The organism is Streptomyces gelaticus (assembly GCF_014649535.1).
GTDB classification, from domain to species: Bacteria; Actinomycetota; Actinomycetes; order Streptomycetales; family Streptomycetaceae; genus Streptomyces; species Streptomyces gelaticus.
The window spans coordinates 98,331-118,317 of record NZ_BMTF01000021.1; the positions used below are offsets into that span (position 1 = coordinate 98,331).

At 71.7% G+C, this 19,987-nt stretch carries 16 protein-coding genes and 2 pseudogenes; 8 read left to right on the forward strand and 10 right to left on the reverse strand.

What is annotated here, in order from left to right:
* Window positions 1-198: 198 nt before the first annotated feature.
* Both IE107_RS26075 and IE107_RS26080 read right to left on the reverse strand, forming a co-directional pair.
* Window positions 199-591 (reverse strand): hypothetical protein, encoded by a 393-nt coding sequence (locus tag IE107_RS26075; RefSeq protein ID WP_189546774.1) that lies wholly within the window; start codon window positions 589-591, stop codon window positions 199-201.
* Window positions 592-831: 240 nt separating this feature from the next.
* Window positions 832-1,019: pseudogene (locus IE107_RS26080) on the reverse strand (AAC(3) family N-acetyltransferase); the annotation flags it as partial.
* 1 nt (window position 1,020) lies between these two features.
* On the opposite strand from IE107_RS26080, the pseudogene IE107_RS36195 reads away from it, so the two are divergent.
* From IE107_RS36195 to IE107_RS26100, 5 genes and pseudogenes are all read left to right on the forward strand, one after another.
* Window positions 1,021-1,171, forward strand: a pseudogene (locus IE107_RS36195) (AAC(3) family N-acetyltransferase); the annotation flags it as partial.
* Window positions 1,172-1,629: 458 nt separating this feature from the next.
* On the forward strand, window positions 1,630-3,243 hold the full coding sequence (locus tag IE107_RS26090; RefSeq protein WP_189546775.1) for an FAD-dependent monooxygenase: 1,614 nt from the start codon (window positions 1,630-1,632) through the stop codon (window positions 3,241-3,243).
* A 47-nt stretch (window positions 3,244-3,290) separates the two neighbouring features.
* The gene (locus IE107_RS36200; protein ID WP_309544753.1) at window positions 3,291-3,362 is read left to right on the forward strand and encodes a putative leader peptide; all 72 of its coding nucleotides are present in this window, start codon (window positions 3,291-3,293) and stop codon (window positions 3,360-3,362) included.
* Between the two features lie 71 nt (window positions 3,363-3,433).
* The gene (locus tag IE107_RS26095; protein ID WP_189546776.1) at window positions 3,434-4,003 is read left to right on the forward strand and encodes a cupin domain-containing protein; all 570 of its coding nucleotides are present in this window, start codon (window positions 3,434-3,436) and stop codon (window positions 4,001-4,003) included.
* Window positions 4,000-4,407 (forward strand): rhodanese-like domain-containing protein, encoded by a 408-nt coding sequence (locus tag IE107_RS26100; protein ID WP_189546777.1) that lies wholly within the window; start codon window positions 4,000-4,002, stop codon window positions 4,405-4,407. The genes IE107_RS26095 and IE107_RS26100 overlap by 4 nt, the downstream gene beginning before the upstream one ends.
* A gap of 97 nt (window positions 4,408-4,504) precedes the next feature.
* Here the strand turns inward: IE107_RS26100 and IE107_RS26105 are convergent, their stop codons facing one another.
* Complete coding sequence (locus IE107_RS26105; RefSeq protein ID WP_189546778.1) at window positions 4,505-7,045, reverse strand: FtsX-like permease family protein; 2,541 nt, start codon at window positions 7,043-7,045, stop codon at window positions 4,505-4,507.
* A 328-nt stretch (window positions 7,046-7,373) separates the two neighbouring features.
* Here IE107_RS26105 and IE107_RS26110 point away from each other — a divergent pair, with 328 nt between their 5' ends.
* Window positions 7,374-8,030, forward strand: coding sequence for a DUF6197 family protein (locus IE107_RS26110; protein WP_189546779.1), 657 nt, complete (start codon window positions 7,374-7,376; stop codon window positions 8,028-8,030).
* A 157-nt stretch (window positions 8,031-8,187) separates the two neighbouring features.
* Here the strand turns inward: IE107_RS26110 and recX are convergent, their stop codons facing one another.
* The 4 genes from recX to IE107_RS26130 form a co-directional block, all read right to left on the reverse strand.
* Window positions 8,188-8,913, reverse strand: a complete 726-nt coding sequence (recX, locus tag IE107_RS26115; RefSeq protein WP_373302497.1) for a recombination regulator RecX — start codon at window positions 8,911-8,913, stop codon at window positions 8,188-8,190.
* Between the two features lie 3 nt (window positions 8,914-8,916).
* Window positions 8,917-10,044 carry a recombinase RecA gene (gene recA, locus IE107_RS26120; RefSeq protein ID WP_189546781.1) on the reverse strand — a complete coding sequence of 376 codons (1,128 nt, stop codon included), beginning with the start codon at window positions 10,042-10,044 and terminating at the stop codon, window positions 8,917-8,919.
* A 468-nt stretch (window positions 10,045-10,512) separates the two neighbouring features.
* The gene (locus IE107_RS26125) at window positions 10,513-11,685 is read right to left on the reverse strand and encodes an AI-2E family transporter (RefSeq protein ID WP_189546803.1); all 1,173 of its coding nucleotides are present in this window, start codon (window positions 11,683-11,685) and stop codon (window positions 10,513-10,515) included.
* 219 nt (window positions 11,686-11,904) lie between these two features.
* Window positions 11,905-12,099: a DUF3046 domain-containing protein gene (locus IE107_RS26130; RefSeq protein WP_189546782.1), complete on the reverse strand. Its 195-nt coding sequence runs from the start codon at window positions 12,097-12,099 to the stop codon at window positions 11,905-11,907.
* A gap of 79 nt (window positions 12,100-12,178) precedes the next feature.
* Here IE107_RS26130 and IE107_RS26135 point away from each other — a divergent pair, with 79 nt between their 5' ends.
* The gene (locus IE107_RS26135; protein WP_189546783.1) at window positions 12,179-13,093 is read left to right on the forward strand and encodes a hypothetical protein; all 915 of its coding nucleotides are present in this window, start codon (window positions 12,179-12,181) and stop codon (window positions 13,091-13,093) included.
* 81 nt (window positions 13,094-13,174) lie between these two features.
* Here IE107_RS26135 and IE107_RS26140 read toward each other — a convergent pair whose 3' ends face one another.
* From IE107_RS26140 to IE107_RS26150, 3 genes are read right to left on the reverse strand one after another with little or no spacing between them, the layout of a single operon-like run.
* Window positions 13,175-13,480, reverse strand: coding sequence for an AzlD domain-containing protein (locus IE107_RS26140; RefSeq protein WP_189546784.1), 306 nt, complete (start codon window positions 13,478-13,480; stop codon window positions 13,175-13,177).
* Window positions 13,477-14,280 carry an AzlC family ABC transporter permease gene (locus IE107_RS26145; protein WP_373302498.1) on the reverse strand — a complete coding sequence of 268 codons (804 nt, stop codon included), beginning with the start codon at window positions 14,278-14,280 and terminating at the stop codon, window positions 13,477-13,479. Before IE107_RS26145 ends, IE107_RS26140 begins: the two co-directional genes overlap by 4 nt.
* Window positions 14,281-14,290: 10 nt before the next feature.
* The gene (locus IE107_RS26150; protein WP_189546785.1) at window positions 14,291-15,160 is read right to left on the reverse strand and encodes an AraC family transcriptional regulator; all 870 of its coding nucleotides are present in this window, start codon (window positions 15,158-15,160) and stop codon (window positions 14,291-14,293) included.
* A 146-nt stretch (window positions 15,161-15,306) separates the two neighbouring features.
* On the opposite strand from IE107_RS26150, the gene IE107_RS26155 reads away from it, so the two are divergent.
* Window positions 15,307-19,974 carry a DEAD/DEAH box helicase gene (locus tag IE107_RS26155; RefSeq protein WP_189546786.1) on the forward strand — a complete coding sequence of 1,556 codons (4,668 nt, stop codon included), beginning with the start codon at window positions 15,307-15,309 and terminating at the stop codon, window positions 19,972-19,974.
* The last annotated feature ends 13 nt before the right edge of the window (window positions 19,975-19,987 follow it).

Consider the following 19,987-nt stretch of genomic DNA (forward strand, 5'->3'; position numbering starts at 1 on the left):
CCGGACTTCCACCGGCAGGCGACAACGAGCTTACGACTCAAGATCAGCTACAACACGAAGACCTCCGAGTCTGCTGGGCGCGCGAAAGATCGAGGTTAACTATCCGGCGGGCACCCTACTCACTCTTCTTCAAAAGGGTGAAGCGAGCACAAACCCCAAACGTTGACTATTCGCCACCGCCTGGCCGCCGATTGAGATTCAGCAACCCTTATTGACGCCCTCGAAATTATCGAGCAGACCCATGCTGAACTTCTTCTTACCTGATGCGCCCGCCGGCGTACTGCCAGCGCACTCGGTCCTCCTCACCTGATCTTTTGTGTTGAAGATAACTACGCTCCACTTCACGCTGTGAGAACAGTGGTTGTTGTAGTAAACCGTGGTGGAAAGGCTTCCTGGGTTGTACGAAGTGTTGAACCGATTCTTGGTCGGATTGGTGTCGCACCCCCAAGAGGTCTGCCCAGCCCCGGCTGTACCTACTGATTCACCGGACTGCGATATTGATGCCGGAGCCGCCTGAGCGGTACTCGCGAACATCGGAATTGCCAGCATGGTCACCGCCACCACCCCGGCACCAAAGCGAATCTTTGCCATTTTCAAAGCGCCTTTCAACTTGGTTTTAATTTCGCCGTAAAACCTTCTGAGCTTAGAGTCTCACACGAGAGGCACCTCCCGAAAATACTTTTGAGCCAAAGTTGAGGCACCTCAGAGGAAGGGTGTCCAGATATCCCATAAGTGAACTGATTTTGAATGGCGGGATTTTCTCGATTTGGGGGTTGGAGCTGTTTTGGATCCGAAACGGTTCGGTTTCTGGGGTGTTGTTGGGGTGTGACCCGCCGCGAAACCGGCGTCGGGATGCCGGCTGCGCATGGCCCCGGCCGCCGGCGCAGCGCCTCCGGGAGGCGGCCGTTGTCACGGCCCGCCTCGCTCAGCCCCGGGTCGTAGGCGGGGCGTTCAACCCGCACGGCGTCCTGCCAGGGCTCCGGCCAGTCGGTGAAGCTGTACGGCAGGGCGTCGTTCCAGCTCAGTGCGGCGGCCGCCGCACTGACGGACGACCACCCGTGGGGCGACCCGCACGGCCCCGGCAGTCTGCTCGCCCGGCTGGTCGCCCTGGACGGCCGGGTGCTTATGCTGGGCGCACCACTTGAGACCCTGGCCCTCCTGCATCACTTCTGCATCCGCAAAGCCCGTCCGGGCTCGCGACCACTTCCCCAACGAGGCCGCCGCCCTCATGTAACGCTGCATGGCGCTGATGAGCCTCCGCCCGACGAGGAAAGGCCACAAGCGATAGACCATGCTCTGGCATGGCGCCCCTGAGCACCTGCCAGATCGCCTTCGAGGGTTGCCTGGCCCCGACCAACGGCTGGCCACTCAACAACCAGGATCAGCGCTAAATTGACACACCCTATGAAGACGAATGCCTCCAAAAGGGAGGGAAGATTACAGAACTGCCTAATTCTGTCACTTGACGCGAGCACCGCTGCTTAGTTGCATACGTTCTGTGACCGCGCTCCGAGCACCCTCCGCCACATCCCCTCTGTTGCCTTTGCCAACCCCAAGGGCCGTCCTGGCCTCCTCACTCCTCCCGCACGCCTCCTCGCGTCCGGCCGCACACGTTCCTGGAGCCGCCCCGTGGACCCGGTGATCGTCGTCGGCGCCGGGCCCGTCGGTCTGGCGCTGTCGCTCGCCCTGGCGGCACAAGGCGTTCCCTCCGTCCTGCTCGACGAGGACCCCGGCAAGGACGAGACACGCCCCGCCCGGACCGTGGTGCTGCGCGAGGACACCGCGGCCCTGGCGGAGCGGCTGGGCTGCAAGGCGCTCCGGCACGAGGGGCTGCAGTGGTCCGGGTGGCGGTCGATGCGGCGCAGGCAGCTGGTGCGTGAACTGCCGCTCGGCGAGGACTCCCCCGAGGGCGATCCGTCGCCGGCCCCCGTCCATCTGCCGCAGCACGCCCTGACCCGCGCGCTGCGGGACGCGGTGTCCGCACACGAGCTGGTGCGGGTGGCCCCGTCCAGCCGGATCGACACGCTGGAGCAGGACCCCACCGGCGTCACCGTGCACACCAGGGAGCCGAACGCGACCTGGTGGCGCGGGAGTTACCTGGTGGGCTGCGACGGCGCCAGGTCCACCGTGCGCAAGCTGCTCGACATCCGGTTCCCCGGTCGCACGGCGGTCGAGCGGCATGCCGTCGCGGCGCTGCGCGCCGAGCTTCCCTGGCCCGGCCAGGCCGTGCTGCACCGGCTGCCGCCGTGGCGCACCGGCGGCGCCGAGGTGACGGCACGTCCGCTGCCGGACGGTGTCTGGCGACTGGACTGGCTGCTGCCGCCACGCGGCGAGCTGGTCACCCCGGACGCCCTGATCACCCGGGTCCGGGACACCCTGGCGGGCTGGTGCGGCGAGACACCGCCGTACGAGCTGCTGGACACGGGCGTGTACACGCTGCACCACCGGCTCGCCCTGCGCTGGCGGGTCGACCGGGCGTTCCTGGCCGGGGACGCCGCGCATCTGCTGGGCGCGCTCGGCACCCAGGGCCTCGACGAGGGGCTGCGGGACGTCGAGAACCTGGCCTGGAAGCTGGCCCAGGACTGGCACCACGGCGCCTCCGACGTACTGCTCGACAGCTACCAGGCAGAGCGCCGGGCCGCGGTCGCCTCGCGGCTGCGCGCCGCGGACCAGTCGCTGCCGATATTGCGTGGCGGCGGCGGGCTGCGGACCCTGGTCCCGGGGAGCGCACGGGGGCACGATGCTCTGCTCACCGACGGACATTTGGGCTGTGGCCCCCTCGGTGCGCCCCCCTCCTACTCGCATTCGCCCCTTGCGCCCCCACGCGCCGAGGCGCACACCTCTGTGGGTACGCCCCCCGGTGCGCCGGTGGCCGATGTGCGGGTGACGGCACCCGACGGCACGGCCGTGCGGCTCCGGGAGCGGCTGGGGCAGGGACATCTGCTGGTGGTTCTGGTGGCACCCGGCACGGGGGTGTGGGACCGGCGTCACTGGAAGACCGCCGGCGTCATGCCCCGCCTGGCCGCAGCTGTCGACGCACTTCCGGTGAAGGGTGAGCTGCTGGTGACCGAGAGCTACCCGGGGGCGTCGGCCCACACCGTGTTGCTGATCAGGCCGGACGGGCATCTGGTGGCGTCGTTCGGCGGGGTGCGGCCCCGGGAGCTCTTCGCGGCGGCGGACGCGGTGCGGGGCGGGGCGGTGCGCGCCGCCTTGCGTTCCGACCAGACTGCGGGCATCAATTGACCGCTGCGGAGGTACATGGTGTACTCCGGACCGTGATCGACACCGATGTGCGCCTGTGGCGGAGGGTCCATATGGACCTCGTCCGCTATGCGGGCTGCGTGTGTCGGCCGTCCTGCTGAATCGCCCTTCCCTGTGCCGCCGTGCCCTGTCGCACGGGCGGGCATCCGCGCGAACCCTCAGGACGGTCTCCGTGTCCACCCCTGCCCCACTCCCCGTACCCACGCCTGCGCCCGAGTCCGCAAACACGTCCCCCTCCGCCGCTGGTTCCGGTCCGACGGCTGCGGAACTGCTCGATTTCGTCCGCCGTGTCGCCGCCGACGCCGAGATCGTCGCCTCCCTCCCCCTCGACCCCGAGGGCCGCACCTGGATCCAGCTCGAAGGCCCCGGCGGCAGCGAGGCCTGGCTGATCGGCTGGCCGCCGGGAACCGGCACCGGCTGGCACGACCACGCCGACTCGATCGGCGCCTTCATCACCGCGGCCGGCACCCTCAAGGAGCTGTCGCTGGCCGCCCGGCTGCCCACCGACGGCTGGAAGACCCTCGAACTCACCGAAGGCATCGACCGTTCCCGGGAGTTGGCCACCGGCCAGGGCCGGGCGTTCGGCCGTCACCATGTCCACGAGGTGCTGAACGAGTCCGTCACGGAGCACGCCGTGTCCGTCCACGCGTACCACCCGCCGCTGCCACGGATCCGGCGCTACAGCCGCAGCGGCGACCTGCTCCGCCTCGAACAGGTCGAGCGGCCGGAGGACTGGCGGTGAGTGCCGGCGGTCGGGGCGGTACGGAGCCGGTCGGGATCGACGAGCTGCTGGAGCAGGTCCGGGCGGGGTTCGTCAGGGTCGGTCCGCGGGAGGCGGTGGCCGCCGCTGCGGACGGTGCGCTGCTCGTGGACATCCGGTACGCGGAGCTGCGCGAGCGGGACGGGCTGATTCCGGGGGCGCTGGTCGTGGAGCGCAATGAACTGGAGTGGCGGCTCGATCCACGGGGAAGCCACCGGGTCCCTCAGGCCGTGAGCCACGATCTCAGGATCGTGGTGGTCTGCGACGAGGGGTACGCGTCGAGCCTCGCGGTCGCGTCCCTGCGGCAGTTGGGGCTGCACCGGGCGACGGATCTGATCGGCGGGTTCCAGGCATGGCGGGCCGCGGGGCTGCCGGTCGAGGCGTGACCGGACGGGAACCGGGGCGACGGGCCGGGTCCGCGGCGACGGAACCCGGGTCCGGAGCCCTTCGAAAGGGCCCGGACCCGGGTTCCGTCGGAGGCGGTCACTGCCTGGACATCGCCGCCTCCACCGGCCGGATCCTGAGTGCGAGCCGGCCGGGCAGCGCCGTGGCGGCCAGTGCCAGCAGTGCGGCGGCGCCCACCACCGTCGCGTACAGCAGCGGCAGAACGGTGGGCGCCGCGCTGCCGGTCATGCCGATGCTGAAGGCGGTCAGCACGGCCAGCGCGATTCCGCTGCCGAGAGCCGCGGCGATCAGCAGCACCGACAGGGCCTCCACGCGGAGCATCCTCAGGACCTGACGCCGGGTCGCGCCGGCCAGCCTGAGCATGGCGAACTCCCGGAAGCGCTCGGACACGGACATGGCGAGGGTGTTGACGACGGCGATGGCGGTGAAGGCCAGGATCAGGCCCATGGCGAGGTAGTTGACGGCCGCGTTCTCCTGCTGCCGGTCCGCCTGGAGCCGGTCGGCGGTCTCCGGTGAGACGACGGAGACGCCGGGGAACCGCTTGAGCGCGGCGGTGAGTTCGTCCTGGCCGCCATGCCCGGCGACCAGGACGGTGGCGGCGAGCGGGTTGTCCATGTGGCGGGCGAGCAGGTCGTGAGGGAGCGTCAGGTCGCCGAAGCCCAGACCGCGACGGTAGACGGCTGTGACGGTGAGAGTCGCGGGGGTGCCGTCGCCGAGGTGGAGCCTCAGCACGCTGCCGGGGCGCAGGCCGAGCCGGTCGGCGGCGAGTTCGCTGACCGCGGCGGTGTCCCGGCCGCCGCTGAAGTCGATGAGCGATCCGCTCGTGACGTCCGGGTCCCAGGTGCGGGTGAGGCCGGCCTGGGTGACGCCCTGGGCCTGGTACTTGTCGAGGCCGACGCGCACGGTGGTCCGCACGACCTCCGTGGCGGCCGTGACGCCCGGAGTCCCGCGGACCGCCGCCGTGGCCGCGGACGGCACCCCCGGCCCCTGCGCGGCCAGCACCCAGGTGGCGCGGACGCCGTCGCGGGCCTGGGCGCGGGCGGCTTCCCCGAGGGTCGGCTGGACGAAAAGGACCGTGCAGGTCATCCCGATGAGCAGGGTCAGCGGGGTGACGACGGAGGCCATCCGGGCCAAGTTCCCGCGGATGTTCGCGGTCGCGAGGGATCCCCCCGCCCCTGTCGGTCGCAGCAACCCCGCGAGCAGCACGGAGGCGAACCTCACCAGGTACGGCCCCAGCAGTGACACGGCGGTGGTCGATATGACGACGGCGAGGAAGGTGACAGGCGTCGCGGCGGCCTCGGTGCGCAGCACGCTCAGTACACCGACGAGAGCGGCTCCGCCCGCGAGCAGTACCAGGCCCGCCACGGTCCGGCCCCGGGCCGGACCGCGTTCGACGGTGGACTCGGCCATGGCCTCGGCGGGCCGGATGCGGGCGATACGGCGGCCGGAGATCCTGGCCGCCGCCCAGGCGCCGACGAGAGTGACGACGAGCGCCGCGCAGGCCGGGAAGATGCCCGCGGTGCGTTCCAGGGTGACCGGAATTGCACCCATGTCGATGAATCGGCCGTGCAGCCAGTCGGCGAGGGGCAGACCGGCGAGCGCGCCGAGAACACCGGCCGCGGCTCCGACGGCCAGGGCCTCACGGCCGAGGAGACGGCGGACCTGGGGCGGGGTGGCGGCGATGGCGCGGAGCAGGGCCAGTTCGCGGTGGCGCTGCTGGATGGAGAGGGCGAAGGTGCCGACCACGACGAGGATCGCGACGAGGAGGGACGTGCCGCCCATGGCGCCTCCCATGGAGACCAGCTTGATACGGGCTCCCGCCGCGTCCAGGAATTCGACCGGCCCCCGGGCCTCGCCGGTGGCGACCTGGGCGGTGGTGCCCTCGAGCGCCTGCTCGACCCGCTGCTTCAGCTGCGCGAGGTCGGTGCCGGGCGCGGGTATCACGCCGAGAGCGGTGATCCGGCCGGGGCGGGCGGCGAGGCGCTCCGCCTCGGCGGAGGAGAAGAAGAGCGCGGTCTGCTGCCTCAGGCCGCTCCGCCCGGCCGGGGCCGCGACGCCGCTGATGCGGTACGGGCGGGGAGCGCCGGTGGACTGGACGACGAGCCGCTCCCCGGGCTTCAGGCCGTGCTCTTCGGCAAGGGCCCGGTCGATCACCATGTCGTCATCGGCCAAGGGGGCACGGCCCGCGACGAGACGGAAGGGAGTTAGCGGGGCGGAGGCCCAGGAGTGGCCGTACGAGGGGCGGGAGACGGGCCGGTCCACGGGCCGGGCCAGGAAGGTCAGTTCGGGTACGACCTTGCCCACGCCTTCCAGGCCACTGATCCGGTCGGCGACGGTGGCGGTGAGCCAGGCACGCTCGGCGACCGGCTTCGCCTTGTGCTTGACCTTCGTCTTTCCCTTGCCCTTGTGCTTGACCGTGGTGCGGTGGACGTTCTGGTCGGCGGAGACCACGAGCGGCGCGGCAGCGTAACGCTCGGTGGCGATGCTTCCGCGCAGGCCGGTCTCCAGCAGCGTGCCGCAGGCGGTGATCAGGGCGGCGGCACACAGGAGGGCCAGGAAGGCGCCGAGGAACCCGCCTTTGCGGTCCCGGATCGTCTGCAAGGCATAGCGCAGCATCATCGTGCGTCCGTCTCTCTTCTGTGGTCGCGCTCCGGGCTCACGGTCGGGGGCGGCGAAGCCGGAGCCCCGGCCGGAACTGGGGCCGAAACCCGGCCGGGGCCGGGGTGTGCGGCTTCTCCGCCATGCGTCCCACAGTGCTCCGTGCATGGATGGCCGCGCACTGGAGCGTGCCTGTGTCTTCGTACGGGGGGCTACCCCCCGTATTGCCGTCGGCCGTCCCCCGAATCCGCGCCGACACACCCGAACGCCACGCTCCGGTGGAGCGATCCCCGGAGCCGACGGACATTCACCTCAACGCCAAGGACCGACGTGACGGAGACCTCGCCCCATGCCGACCCCCACCCTCACCCCCGACCAACTGGACGCCCAGGCCGCTCGCCTCCATGACACCGAGGCGTGGCAGCAGATCATCACCGGCTGGGAAGCCACCGCCCCCGCACGGCCGTCCTTCCCCGCCCCCGTACTGCCTTCCTCCCCCGGCGCCGCGGAACAACTGCCGGACCGCCGGCCGGCCGACTGGCGCGATCTGTTGTCCGTGCCGGTCGATCAGCTCATCGCCGAATCCGTCCGCGCTCTCCCCGCGGCCGCACCGCGCGAACGGCCGCTTCCCGGGCGTCTGGGCGCGGCCCTCCCGGACCGGCTCCACTTCTGGCGACGCATCGGCCAGCCCGAGGTGCGCCCCTCCACGCATCTCGCCTACGCGAGGCAGATCCTGACCGAATGGGGCTGGCAGAACACCCCGTACCGGCTCCGCAACGCCCGCGGCGCACGGTGCATCTGCGGCGCCCTCCTCACCGCACACCGATTGGGCTACGGCTCCCTCGACACCGTGGACCGGGCAGGCGCCTGGCTCGTCGCCGAGCTCCGCTCCCGGGGCTGGACCGGGCTGATCGGGCCATGGAACCGCTGCCCCGGCCGCACCGCCGCGGATGCGCTCGGCCTGATCGAAGCCACCATCATCCGCGCCGCCCGCGCCGGGCAGTGATCACCGCGTCTCCCCCGCAGCCTGCCTGACACCCGGCGGCCGTGCCCCAGGTGCTCCCCCCGCACCACGGCTTCCCTCGTCCTCAACGCCTCGTCGCCCCCTGCCCGGCGCTTCCCCAGGGAGTGCCCCGGCACCCGCCGCCCGGTACGAAGCCGAGTCAGAAGGGCTCGTCCAGTCCCTCGGTGTCCTCGCCCTCTTCCGCCAGTGCCTGCCGCACGACGCGCAGGGCCATGCCCTCCCCGTATCCCTTGCGCGCGAGCATCCCCGCGAGGCGGCGCAACCGCTTGTCGCGGTCCAGGCCGCGAGTGGAGCGCAGCTTGCGCGCGACCAGCTCGCGGGCGGTCGCCTCCTCCTGATCGGAGTCGAGCTGCCCTACGGCCTCGTCGATCAGCGCGGAGTCCACCCCCTTGGTGCGCAGCTCACGGACGAGGGCTCGGCGGGCCAGTCCGCGTCCGTGGTGCCGGGACTCCACCCAGGCGTCCGCGAACGCCGCATCGTCGATCAGCCCGACGTCCTCGAAGCGTGAGAGCACTTCCTCGGCCGCCTCGTCCGGGATATCCCGTTTGCGCAGGGCGTCCGCGAGCTGCTTCCGGGTGCGCGGGGTCCCGGTGAGCAGCCGCAGGCAGATGTTGCGCGCCTGCTCGACCGGGTCTCGCGGCTCCCCCTTCTCGGCCCTCGACGAGGAGGGGGAACCGCTGCTCCTGGTGCGGGAGCGGGCACGACGACCCACCCCCTCGCCGAATCCGGCATCCGATCCCGTGCCGGGACCGGCCTCCGGCTCGTACGCATCCTCGGACTCGGCCATGTGTCCGACGGCGGATCCATGGCCGGGACCGGTGTGATGGTCAGTGGCACCGACCGGCCACTCCGTACGACGCGTCACGGTCTAGCTCTTGGCCGCCGCGGTCTTGGCCGGCTTGGCCTTGCCGGCCGGAGCTGCCGCCGGCTTCGCGCTGTCGGCAGAAGCCGCGGCACCGGCTGCCGCATCCGCCCCGGACTCGGCGGCGCTGTCCTCGGGCCGGACGCCGACCCCCAGCTTCTCGAGGATCTTCTTCTCGATCTCGTTGGCGAGATCGGGGTTGTCCTTGAGGAAGTTGCGGGCGTTCTCCTTGCCCTGGCCGAGCTGGTCGCCCTCGTAGGTGTACCAGGCGCCCGCCTTGCGGACGAAGCCGTGCTCCACACCCATGTCGATCAGGCCGCCCTCGCGGCTGATGCCCTGGCCGTAGAGGATGTCGAACTCGGCCTGCTTGAAGGGCGGCGAGACCTTGTTCTTGACGACCTTGACGCGGGTGCGGTTGCCGACGGCTTCGGTGCCGTCCTTCAGGGTCTCGATCCGGCGGATGTCGAGGCGCACCGACGCGTAGAACTTCAGCGCCCGGCCACCGGTCGTGGTCTCCGGCGAGCCGAACATCACGCCGATCTTCTCGCGGAGCTGGTTGATGAAGATCGCGGTGGTCTTGGACTGGTTGAGCGCGCTGGTGATCTTGCGGAGCGCCTGGCTCATCAGACGGGCCTGCAGACCCACGTGCGAGTCGCCCATCTCGCCCTCGATCTCCGCACGTGGCACGAGCGCCGCGACGGAGTCGATGACGATCAGGTCGAGGGCGCCGGAGCGGACCAGCATGTCCACGATCTCGAGGGCCTGCTCGCCGTTGTCCGGCTGGGACAGGATGAGGCTGTCGATGTCGACGCCGAGCTTCTTCGCGTACTCGGGGTCGAGGGCGTGCTCCGCGTCGATGAAGGCGACCGAGCCGCCGAGCTTCTGCGCGTTCGCCACGGCGTGGAGCGTCAGCGTCGTCTTACCGGAGGACTCCGGTCCGTACACCTCCACCACACGGCCGCGCGGCAGGCCGCCGACTCCGAGGGCCACGTCGAGGGCGGTCGACCCGGTGGGGATCACTTCGATGGGCTCGTTCGGCCGCTCACCGAGGCGCATCACCGCGCCCTTGCCGAATTGCCGTTCAATCTGTGCGAGTGCGGCGTCCAGCGCCTTCTCGCGGTCGGTTCCTGCCATGGGTTCCACCCGATTTGCTTGAGTCGATCGCTTCACGTCAAAGACGCTAACCCCTGCCACTGACAACGGGCCTCGACGTCCTCCCGGCCTGTGGACAACTCCACGGTCGGGCCCGGGAAAACCCGGCCGGAATCCCATGAGAATGGATGTTCGATTTTGGTGTCAAGCGCACCACGCCGGGGCCTGTCCGCCCCCGGACCGGCCCCGGCACTCGGCTTCCAGCAGCCAGAAACAAGCGATGGACACCATGTTAAATTCCTGCGCTGTCGTGACAAAAGCGGCATGGACGCCGGCTCCGGTCACCGGGGCGACACGGGATGCCGGCTGCGGCATCACCGTTCAGCGGTGGACGATCGCAGTGACCGTCCACGTCACCGGACGGACGAGGTCCGGGGCGCGGCGCTCGGAGACGAAGGGGAACCCGAGGGCCCGGCGGGCAGTCCCGAGAAGCCCTGCCGGCGGAACGGGTCAGGCGCGCTCCGGGTCCTCCCGCTGCCCCACGCCGCCCGCTCCGTCCTCGCCCCCGTCGATACCGGAGGCCCGCCAGGAACGGCGCAACCGTGTGAGCCCCGGTTCGCCGCGCCGACGGCTCCGGCCGTGCATCCTCGGGTCGTCCGCCACTTCGTACCGCTTCACGTACGCGCCGAGGAAAGCCTGGAGCGTGGCGACGGCCGGGATCGCGATCAGCGCGCCCACGGCGCCCATCAGGGCCGTACCCGCGATGACCGATCCGAAGGCAACCGCCGGATGGATGTCTACGGTCCTGGAGGTGAGCTTGGGCTGCAGGGCGTAGTTCTCGAACTGCTGGTAGATCACGACGAATCCGAGCACCCACACCGCGTACCACGGGTCGACGGTGAACGCGATCAGCATCGGCAGGGCGCCCGCCAGATACGTACCGATCGTGGGGATGAACTGGGATACCAGCCCCACCCAGACGGCCAGCGCGGGCGCGTACGGAACGCCGAGGATCACCAGCAGGATGTAGTGGGCGATCCCGGAGATCAGGGCCATCAGACCGCGCGAGTAGAGGTAGCCGCCGGTCTTGTCGACCGCGATCTCCCAGGCCCGCAGGACCTCTGCCTGCTTGGTGGGCGGCAGCACGGAGCACAGTCCGCGCCGCAGCCTCGGGCCGTCGGCCGCGAAGTAGAAGGAGAACAGGAAGATCGTCAGCAGCCGGAACAGCCCGCCGAGCACGGTGGTGGAGACGTCGAGCACACCGGTCGCGCTGTTCTGGACGTACCTCTGCAGCCAGTCGGAGTGGAGCAGGCTGTCCTGGACCTCGACCCTGGAGAGGTCGGTGCGGAAGGTCTGGTTGACCCAGTTGATCACCGAATCCAAATACTTCGGGAGTTCCTCGACCATGTCGACGATCTGGCCCGCGAGCATCGAGCCGAGCAGCACGACGAAGCCCACCCCTGCGATCAGCACCCCGAGGAAGACCAGGAAAGTGGCGAGGCCACGGCGCATGCCGCGCGCCGACATCCGGCTCACCGCCGGCTCGATGGCGAGCGCCAGGAAGAACGCGATCAGAATATTGATCAGCAACCCGATGAGCTGGTCGAACGCCCAGCTGCCGAGCCGGTAGCAGGCGTAGAGCGCCAGGGCGAGCACCATGGCGCGCGGCAGCCACGCGGGCATGCGCGCCGACCCGGTGCCGGCGGGCGCGGCGGGTGGCGCGGCCGGCGGGACGGGCGGTGCGGAGGGCGGCTGGGTCTGTGCTGTCTCGTCTGTCGGTGCCACGCTCCCCAGTCTCGCCTACGGCGGTGGAAGCCCACCGCCCGCCCCGGACAACAGCACAGGTCCAGCCCGCTCACGGGGCCGGGGATCGACGCGGGTCCGGCCGTCGGCGGGCCGGGGTCAGCGCTTGTCGGCGGGGATCCCGACGGCCGTGCAGACCCCGCGCCAGACATCCTTGGTCTCCCAGCCCGCGGCCAGTGCCTGATGCACGGTCTGCCCGCCGAGCTCGGCCATCACATGATCGCGCGCGAAGGAGTCGGCGTACCCCTCACCGAAGTGGTCCGCCATCCGTTCCCAGAAAATCGTCAACCGCATGACCTCAGTATCGCGCTCCTGAGAGTGCAGCCGGGCCGCTACGACTTGTCGAGAGCGCTTACCGCCCTACGGTCGGTCCATGGCTGGAACCGGAACAAGTCCCCTCAATCGTGCCGAGCAGTTCATCTGGCTCACGGCCCGTGTCCTGGAGCAGCGGCGGTTCGCTCATCACTTCCTGGAAGGAAGTGCGGACGCCGTGGAAACCGCACTCGCCGCCTATCTGAACGAGGACGGCGGCTACGGGCACGCGCTCGAACCCGATCTGCGCGGCCCCGTCAGTCAGCCACTGCACACCGCGCACGCGCTCAGTGTGCTCGACTCCATCGGGCGCTGCGACGGGCTGCGGGTGGAGCGGATCTGCCGCTTCCTCACCGAGGTGTCGACCAAGGAGGGCGCGCTGCCCGCTCTCCTGCCGACGCAGCGCGGCTATCCCGCCGCGCCGTTCATCCCGATCGTCGACGATCCTCCCGCGGAGCTGCTGACCACCGGCCCTGTCGTCGGGCTCCTGCACCGCAACGCGGTGTGGCACGCGTGGCTCTTCCGGGCCACCGACTTCTGCTGGGCGGCGGTGGACGCCCTGGACCGGTCGCACCCCTACGAGATCGAGGCGGCGATCGCCTTTCTGGACGGCGCTCCGGACCGGGCGCGGGCGGAGGCGGCGGCCGACCGGCTCGGGCGGCTGGTGCGGGACCAGCAGCTCGCGGTACTGGATCCTGAGCGGCGCGCCGAGTATCCCGTCGCGGCCGGGTACGCGCCGGGTGAGCAGCACTTTCCGTACGACTACGCCCGTACGCCCGAGTCGCTCGCCCGTCACTGGTTCACCGACGAGGAGCTGTCCCGCTCGCTCGACCACCTGGCGGCCGAGCAGCAGGCGGACGGCGGCTGGCCGGTCAACTGGCGGCAGTGGGCACCGGGGACGGCGCTGGAAGGACGGCCCATCGTGACGCTCAAGGCGCTTCTGACCCTGCGCGCCCATGGACGCGGCCTCGGCTGAGACATCCGGGCCGGCGCCGAAGGCGGGGGCCGGCCCGGTCAGTGGGCAGCGGGCTCTGCGTCGGGGCCGGCGGCGGTGTCGTCAGCCGAGGGCACGTACTACTGCGGTGACGGCCACGGCGGAGCCCACGACCACGAGGAAGGGCGCGCGCAGCACCAGCGCGAGTGCCGCCGCGGCGAGCCCGGCACCCCTGGCGTCCAGCGCCAGGTGCTGCCCGTCGCCGAAGGTCTGCTGCGCGGTGAGGGCGGCCAGGAGTGCCACGGGCAGGAGCGCGGCGAGACGCCGGGTGAGCGGGCGTTCCAGCACCCCGGCCGGGACCAGCAGTCCGAGCAGTTTGGCGAGGTAGCAGCCGACCGCGGTCAGCGCGATGGCGATCCAGACGTTCACCGGTCCTCCTCCGTGGTGGCCGTCGCCCGGTCCGTGGCCTTGCGCCGTCCGCTCAGGAAGAGAACGGCCGGTGCGGCGAGCGCGGAGAGCAGGACGGGGACGCCCGCGGGCAGCACGGGCAGCAGGCCGAGCGCGAGCAGGACGGCGATCGCGGCGGTGACGCGTTCGGTGGTGCTCTTCAGCATCGGTGCGAGCAGGGCGAGGAAGACCGCGGGTGATGCCGCGTCCAGACCCCAGGTGTCGGTGTCGCCGAGCGCCTCGGCGCCGAGGGCGCCCAGCAGCGTGGTCAGGTTCCACAGCACATAGAGGGTCAGCCCGGTGACGGCGAAGCCGATCCGTGCCGCCCGCCGGGTCGGCTGCGGCAGGGTCACGGCGGTCGTCTCGTCGATGACCCACTGGGCGGCGAAGGGACGCAGCGCCCGCGGCAGCGCCAGCAGCTGCGACAGCCGAAGACCGTAGAACGAGTTGCGCACACCGAGGAAGAAGGCCCCGGCAGCCGCGGTGTACGGGTTGCCGCCCGCGGCGAGGGCCCCGACAAGGGCGAATTGCGAGGCGCCGGTGAAGACGGCGAGGCTGAGCACGCAGGTCTGCAACAGGCTCAGTCCGGAACCGGCCGAGGTCACGCCGAAGGCGAAGCCGGAGAGCCCGACGGCTATGCCGACACCGAGCGCATCGCGTACGACGGCCGAGTCCGGCTTCGTCACGACCGCGGCCGGCCGCGCTCCGGAGGCGGTCGTGTTGTCGTGGGGCGCGTCGGCCGATTCGCCGACGCCCTCTGGGAGTGTTGTCTGTTCTGCCACGACCGGAACGCTACGTGGGCAGATCGGGACCGGTCTTGTACGTTCTTGCACGTTCGCGCTGGTAGGCGCCGGGTGGTACTCCGACGATCCGGGTGAAGTGACGGTTGAGATGCGGCTGGTCGGTGAAACCGACCTCGGCGGCCGCCTGCGCGGGCGCGGTCCCCGCGTCGAGCATCCGGCGCGCCGCCCGCACCCGGGCATCGGTGAGCCAGGCGTGCGGCGGCATCCCGTACTGCTTCTTGAAGGCTCTCAGCAGCGCGAACGGGCTGGTGCCCAACTCCGTCGCCAGAGCCTCCAGGGTGGGCGGCGCCGCCATCCTGCCCTCCAGCACGGCGCGTGCCCGCGCCGCGTCGCGCGCGCCGGCCGAGCGGGGCGCGCGGGCGGGCAGCGCGCTGCCGTACCGGCTGAGCAACCGGGCGACCATGACCCGCAGCACCGAGTCGGCGGCGAGCGCGTTGCCCTCCTCGGCCGCCCGGTGGACCTCGCCGATCAGCCGGGCCGCGTAGGGATCCACTACGCCGGTCTCGCCGAACCCGACCGTGCCGCGCAGGCTCGTCGTATCGGCCGCGATGTCATTGATCACCTGCGCGGACGGGTACAGCGTGGCGTACACCCAGCCCTCCGGCACACCCGCGCGGGCGGTGTGCGGAACCTCCGGGTTGATCATGACCACGGTGCCGGGGCCGGCGTGCACGGTGCCGCCCGGCAGCCCGACGTCCTCCACCCCGCGGCTGATTGTGCCGAAGACATAGCCCTCGTGGCTGTGGCGCGGGAAGGTGTGGCGCACGTACCGGGCGCGCAGCAGATCGAGGTCGGGCAGTTCCGCGTACTGCCAGTGCCTCGCCCACTCCCCCGGTCCCGCATCCGGTATCGCCGCCATGAACGAATTCTCGCAGCTCCGGGGCGGGGCCGCCGAGGGCGGCCGGAGCCCGCCGCAGTGGACGGGGCACGATGTCGGAGCCGTCGCGGGTGGCGGCATGCACGGCGTCGGGGCCGTTGTCAGTGGCGGGGTGCACGATGGGGGACATGGCCGGCTCTGCGCTCGATTCGTTCTCTCCCGCCACCCGCGGCTGGTTCGCGGGTGCCTTCAGCGCGCCCACCGCCGCGCAGGAGGGCGCCTGGCGCGCGATCGGCGAGGGTTCGGACGTGCTGGTCGTCGCGCCGACCGGCTCCGGCAAGACACTCGCCGCGTTTCTCGCCGCGCTGGACGCCCTGGCGTCCGTCCCGCCGCCCGCCGAGGCGAAGAAGCGCTGCCGGGTGCTGTACGTGTCGCCCCTCAAGGCGCTCGCGGTCGATGTCGAGCGCAACCTCCGCTCCCCGCTGACCGGCATCCGCCAGGAGTCGGTGCGCCTGGGGCTGCCCGAGCCCGAGGTCAGGGTGGGAATCCGCTCCGGCGACACCCCGGCCGCCGAGCGCCGCTCGATGGCGACCCGGCCGCCGGACATCCTGATCACCACGCCCGAATCCCTGTTCCTGATGCTGACCTCGTCCGCCCGGGAGGCGTTGTCCGGCGTCGAGACGGTGATCCTCGACGAAGTCCATGCCGTGGCGGGTACGAAGCGGGGCGCCCATCTCGCCGTGTCGCTGGAGCGTCTGGACGAGCTGCTGCCGCGTCCCGCCCGGCGGATCGGCCTGTCGGCGACGGTCCGTCCGGTCGACGAGGTTGCGCGTTTCCTCTCGCCCCGGGGCAAGGTGGAGATCGTCCAGCCGCCGTCCACCAAGCGGTTCGACCTGTCTGTGGTCGTGCCGGTCGAGGATCTGGGTGAGCTCGGCGGCTCTCCCGCCACCGACCCCGACCAGACAGGCCAGGCGGACAAGCCGTCGATCTGGCCCCATGTCGAGGAGCGGATCGTCGACCTGGTCCAGCGGCATCGCTCCACCATCGTCTTCGCCAATTCCCGCCGCCTCGCCGAGCGGCTGTGCAACCGGCTCAACGAGATCGCGTACGAGCGGCTCACCGGCGAGACGATCGCCGAGTCCCACTCCCCCGCCGAGATCATGGCCGAGTCCGGTACGGCGAAGGGTGCTCCCGCGCTGCTCGCCCGCGCACACCACGGTTCGGTCTCCAAGGAACAGCGCGCCCAGGTCGAGGAGGACCTCAAGGCGGGCCGCCTGCCGGCCGTCGTCGCCACCTCCAGCCTGGAACTGGGCATCGACATGGGGGCGGTCGACCTCGTGATCCAGGTGGAGTCGCCGCCCTCGGTCGCCTCCGGCCTGCAACGTGTCGGCCGGGCCGGACACCAGGTCGGCGCGGTCTCCACCGGAGTGGTCTTCCCGAAGTACCGGGGCGATCTGGTGCAGGCGGCCGTGGTCACCGAGCGGATGCGTGAGGGCTCCATCGAGGCGCTCCGGATCCCGTCCAATCCGCTGGACGTCCTGGCCCAGCAGCTGGTCGCCATGGTCGCCCTGGACAGCTGGCAGGTGGACGACCTGCTGGCGGCAGTCCGCCGCGCCGCGCCCTTCGCCTCACTGCCCGAGTCCGCGTTCACCGCCGTGCTGGACATGCTCGCCGGCCGCTACCCCTCCGACGCCTTCGCCGAGCTGCGCCCACGCGTGGTCTGGGACCGGGTGGCCGGTACGGTCACCGGCCGTCCGGGCGCGCAGCGGCTCGCCGTCACCTCCGGGGGAACGATCCCCGACCGGGGGCTCTTCGGCGTCTTCCTCGCGGGCGCCGACCCCAGGAAGGGCGGCGGCCGGGTCGGCGAGCTGGACGAGGAGATGGTGTACGAGTCCCGGGTCGGCGACGTCTTCACACTCGGCACCACGTCCTGGCGGATCGAGGACATCACCCGCGACCGGGTCCTGGTCTCGCCCGCCCCCGGCGTTCCTGGCAGGCTGCCGTTCTGGAAGGGCGACCAGCTGGGCCGCCCGCTGGAGCTGGGGCGCGCGCTCGGGGCGTTCCTGCGCGAGATCGGCGGGCTGTCCCGGGAGGAGGCCCGCGAGCGGCTGCTCGCCGCCGGCCTCGACGCCTGGGCCGCCGACAACACCCTGTCGTACATCGACGAACAGCGCCGCGCCTGCGGTCACGTACCGGACGACCGGACGATCCTCGTCGAACGCTTCCGTGACGAGCTGGGTGACTGGCGGGTCGTGGTCCACTCACCGTTCGGCGCGCAGGTGCACGCACCATGGGCACTGGCGCTGAGCGCCCGCCTCGCCGAGCGGTACGGCATGGACGCCCAGGTGATGCATGCCGACGACGGCATCGTGCTGCGGCTGCCCGACGCCGATCTGATGGGCCTGGATCTTCTGGACTTCGATCCCGTGCAGGACCTCTCCGAGGGTCCGGCGCCGGATCCGGCGCCGCTGCCGGGCCCCTCTTACGACAGCGGACAACCGCCCGTCGGCGCGGCGGATGTGACGTTCGACCAGGGCGAGATCGGCCAGATCGTCACCGACCAGGTCGGCGGTTCGGCGCTGTTCGCCTCCCGGTTCCGCGAGTGTGCCGCCCGCGCCCTGCTGCTGCCGCGCCGCAGCCCCGGCAAACGCACCCCGCTGTGGCAGCAGCGCCAGCGCGCCGCGCAACTGCTCCAGGTTGCTTCGGAGTTCGGCTCCTTCCCGATCGTCCTGGAGGCGGTCCGCGAATGCCTCCAGGACGTCTTCGACGTTCCCGGGCTCACGGAACTCATGGGCGACCTCGAAGCACGCCGCGTCCGGCTGGTCGAGGTGACCACCCCGGAGCCCTCGCCCTTCGCGCGCTCGCTCCTGTTCGGCTATGTCGCCCAGTTCCTGTACGAGGGCGACTCGCCCCTGGCCGAACGGCGAGCCGCCGCCCTCTCCCTCGACTCCCGTCTGCTGGCGGAGCTCCTCGGCCAGGCGGAGCTGCGCGAGCTGCTCGACTCGGATGTCCTGACCGAGCTGGAGCAGGAGCTCCAGTGGCTGACCGAGGACCGCCGGATCAAGGACGTCGAGGGCGTCGCCGACCTGCTCCGAGTCCTCGGCCCGCTCACCGACGAGGAGTTGACGGAGCGCGGGGCCGACCCGTCATGGGCTCCCGAGCTGTCCGCGGCCCGCCGGGCCATCCGGGTCCGGATCGGCGGGGCCGCTCACTGGGCCGCGATCGAGGACGCGGGCCGCCTGCGGGACGCGCTGGGTACCGCCCTCCCGGTCGGCGTCCCCGAGGCGTTCACCGAACCGGTGAAGGACCCCCTAGGCGATCTCCTCGGCCGATACGCCCGTACGCACGGCCCGTTCACCTCCACCGGGGCCGCCGCCCGCTTCGCCCTCGGCACCGCCGTCACGGACGGGGCGCTGCAAAGGCTCGCCGCGTCCGGCCGGATCGTCCAGGGCGAGTTCCATCCCGCCGGTATCGGCCAGGAGTGGTGCGACGCCACCGTGCTGCGCCGTCTGCGCCGCCGCTCGCTCGCTGCGCTCCGCCACGAGCTGGAGCCGGTCCCGCCCGCCGCACTCGCCGGCTTCCTTCCGCAGTGGCAGCACCTGGGCGGCAACGGCCTGCGCGGAATCGACGGACTGGCCCGCGCCGTCGAGCAGTTGCAGGGGGCGCCCGTCCCGGCGTCGGCGCTGGAGAAGCTGATCCTGCCGGGCCGGGTCACGGACTACACCCCCGCCCTGCTCGACGAGCTGACCACCACCGGCGAGGTCGTCTGGGCCGGCGCGGGCGCCCTCCCCGGCAAGGACGGCTGGCTGTCCCTCTACCTCGCCGACAGCGCGCCCCTGCTCCTCCCGCTCCCGCACCCGCTGGAGCTCAGCGCGTTGCACGAATCCGTCCTGACCGCCCTGAGCGGCGGATACGGTCTGTTCTTCCGGCAGATCGCCGATCAGGTCCGGGCCACCACCCATCCGGACTGCACCGATCCGCAATTGGCCGACGCCGTCTGGGAGCTGGCCTGGTCGGGCCGGCTCACCAACGACACACTCGCCCCGCTGCGCTCGCTGCTCGGCTCCGGTCGCACGGCGGGGTCGACCGCCCACCGCGCCAGACGCAGTGTCCCGCGCGGGCGTTACGGCTCGCTCACCGGCGCTGCCCGGCCCGCGTCCCGCACCGGCCCGCCCACCGTCTCCGGGCGCTGGTCCCTGCTGCCCGCCGTCGAACGCGACCCCACACACCGTGCCCACGCCCTGGCCCGCACGCTCCTCGACCGCCACGGGGTGGTGACCCGCGGCGCGGTCCAGGCCGAGGGCGTCGAGGGCGGTTTCTCCGCGACGTACCGGATCCTGTCCGCCTTCGAGGACAACGGGCAGGCCCGGCGCGGCTATGTCGTCGAGGGGCTGGGGGCGGCACAGTTCGCGATGGACGGCGCGGTGGACCGGCTGCGCGCCACGTCCACCGCCCGCGACCGCGCGGAGCCGGGCGCCGCGCCCCATGCACTGGTCCTCGCCGCGGCGGACCCGGCCAATGCCTACGGCGCGGCCCTGCCCTGGCCCGAGCCGCCGGACGGTGCCGGGCACAAGCCCGGACGCAAGGCGGGCGCCCTGGTGGTGCTGGTCGACGGCGAGCTGGCGATGTACATGGAGCGCGGCGGCAAGACGCTCCTGGCCTGGCCCACCGAGCCGGACGACCCCGCTCTCCTCGCGGCAGCGGGGGCGCTGGCGGCAGCCGCCCGCGCGGGTGCGCTCGGCACGGTCACGGTCGAGCGCACCAACGGCGCCCCGTCCCTCACCTCCCCGCTCGGCCGCACACTGGAGGCGGCCGGCTTCCTGGCCACCCCGAGGGGGCTCCGCCTGCGCGCCTGACCCACCGGGAGCC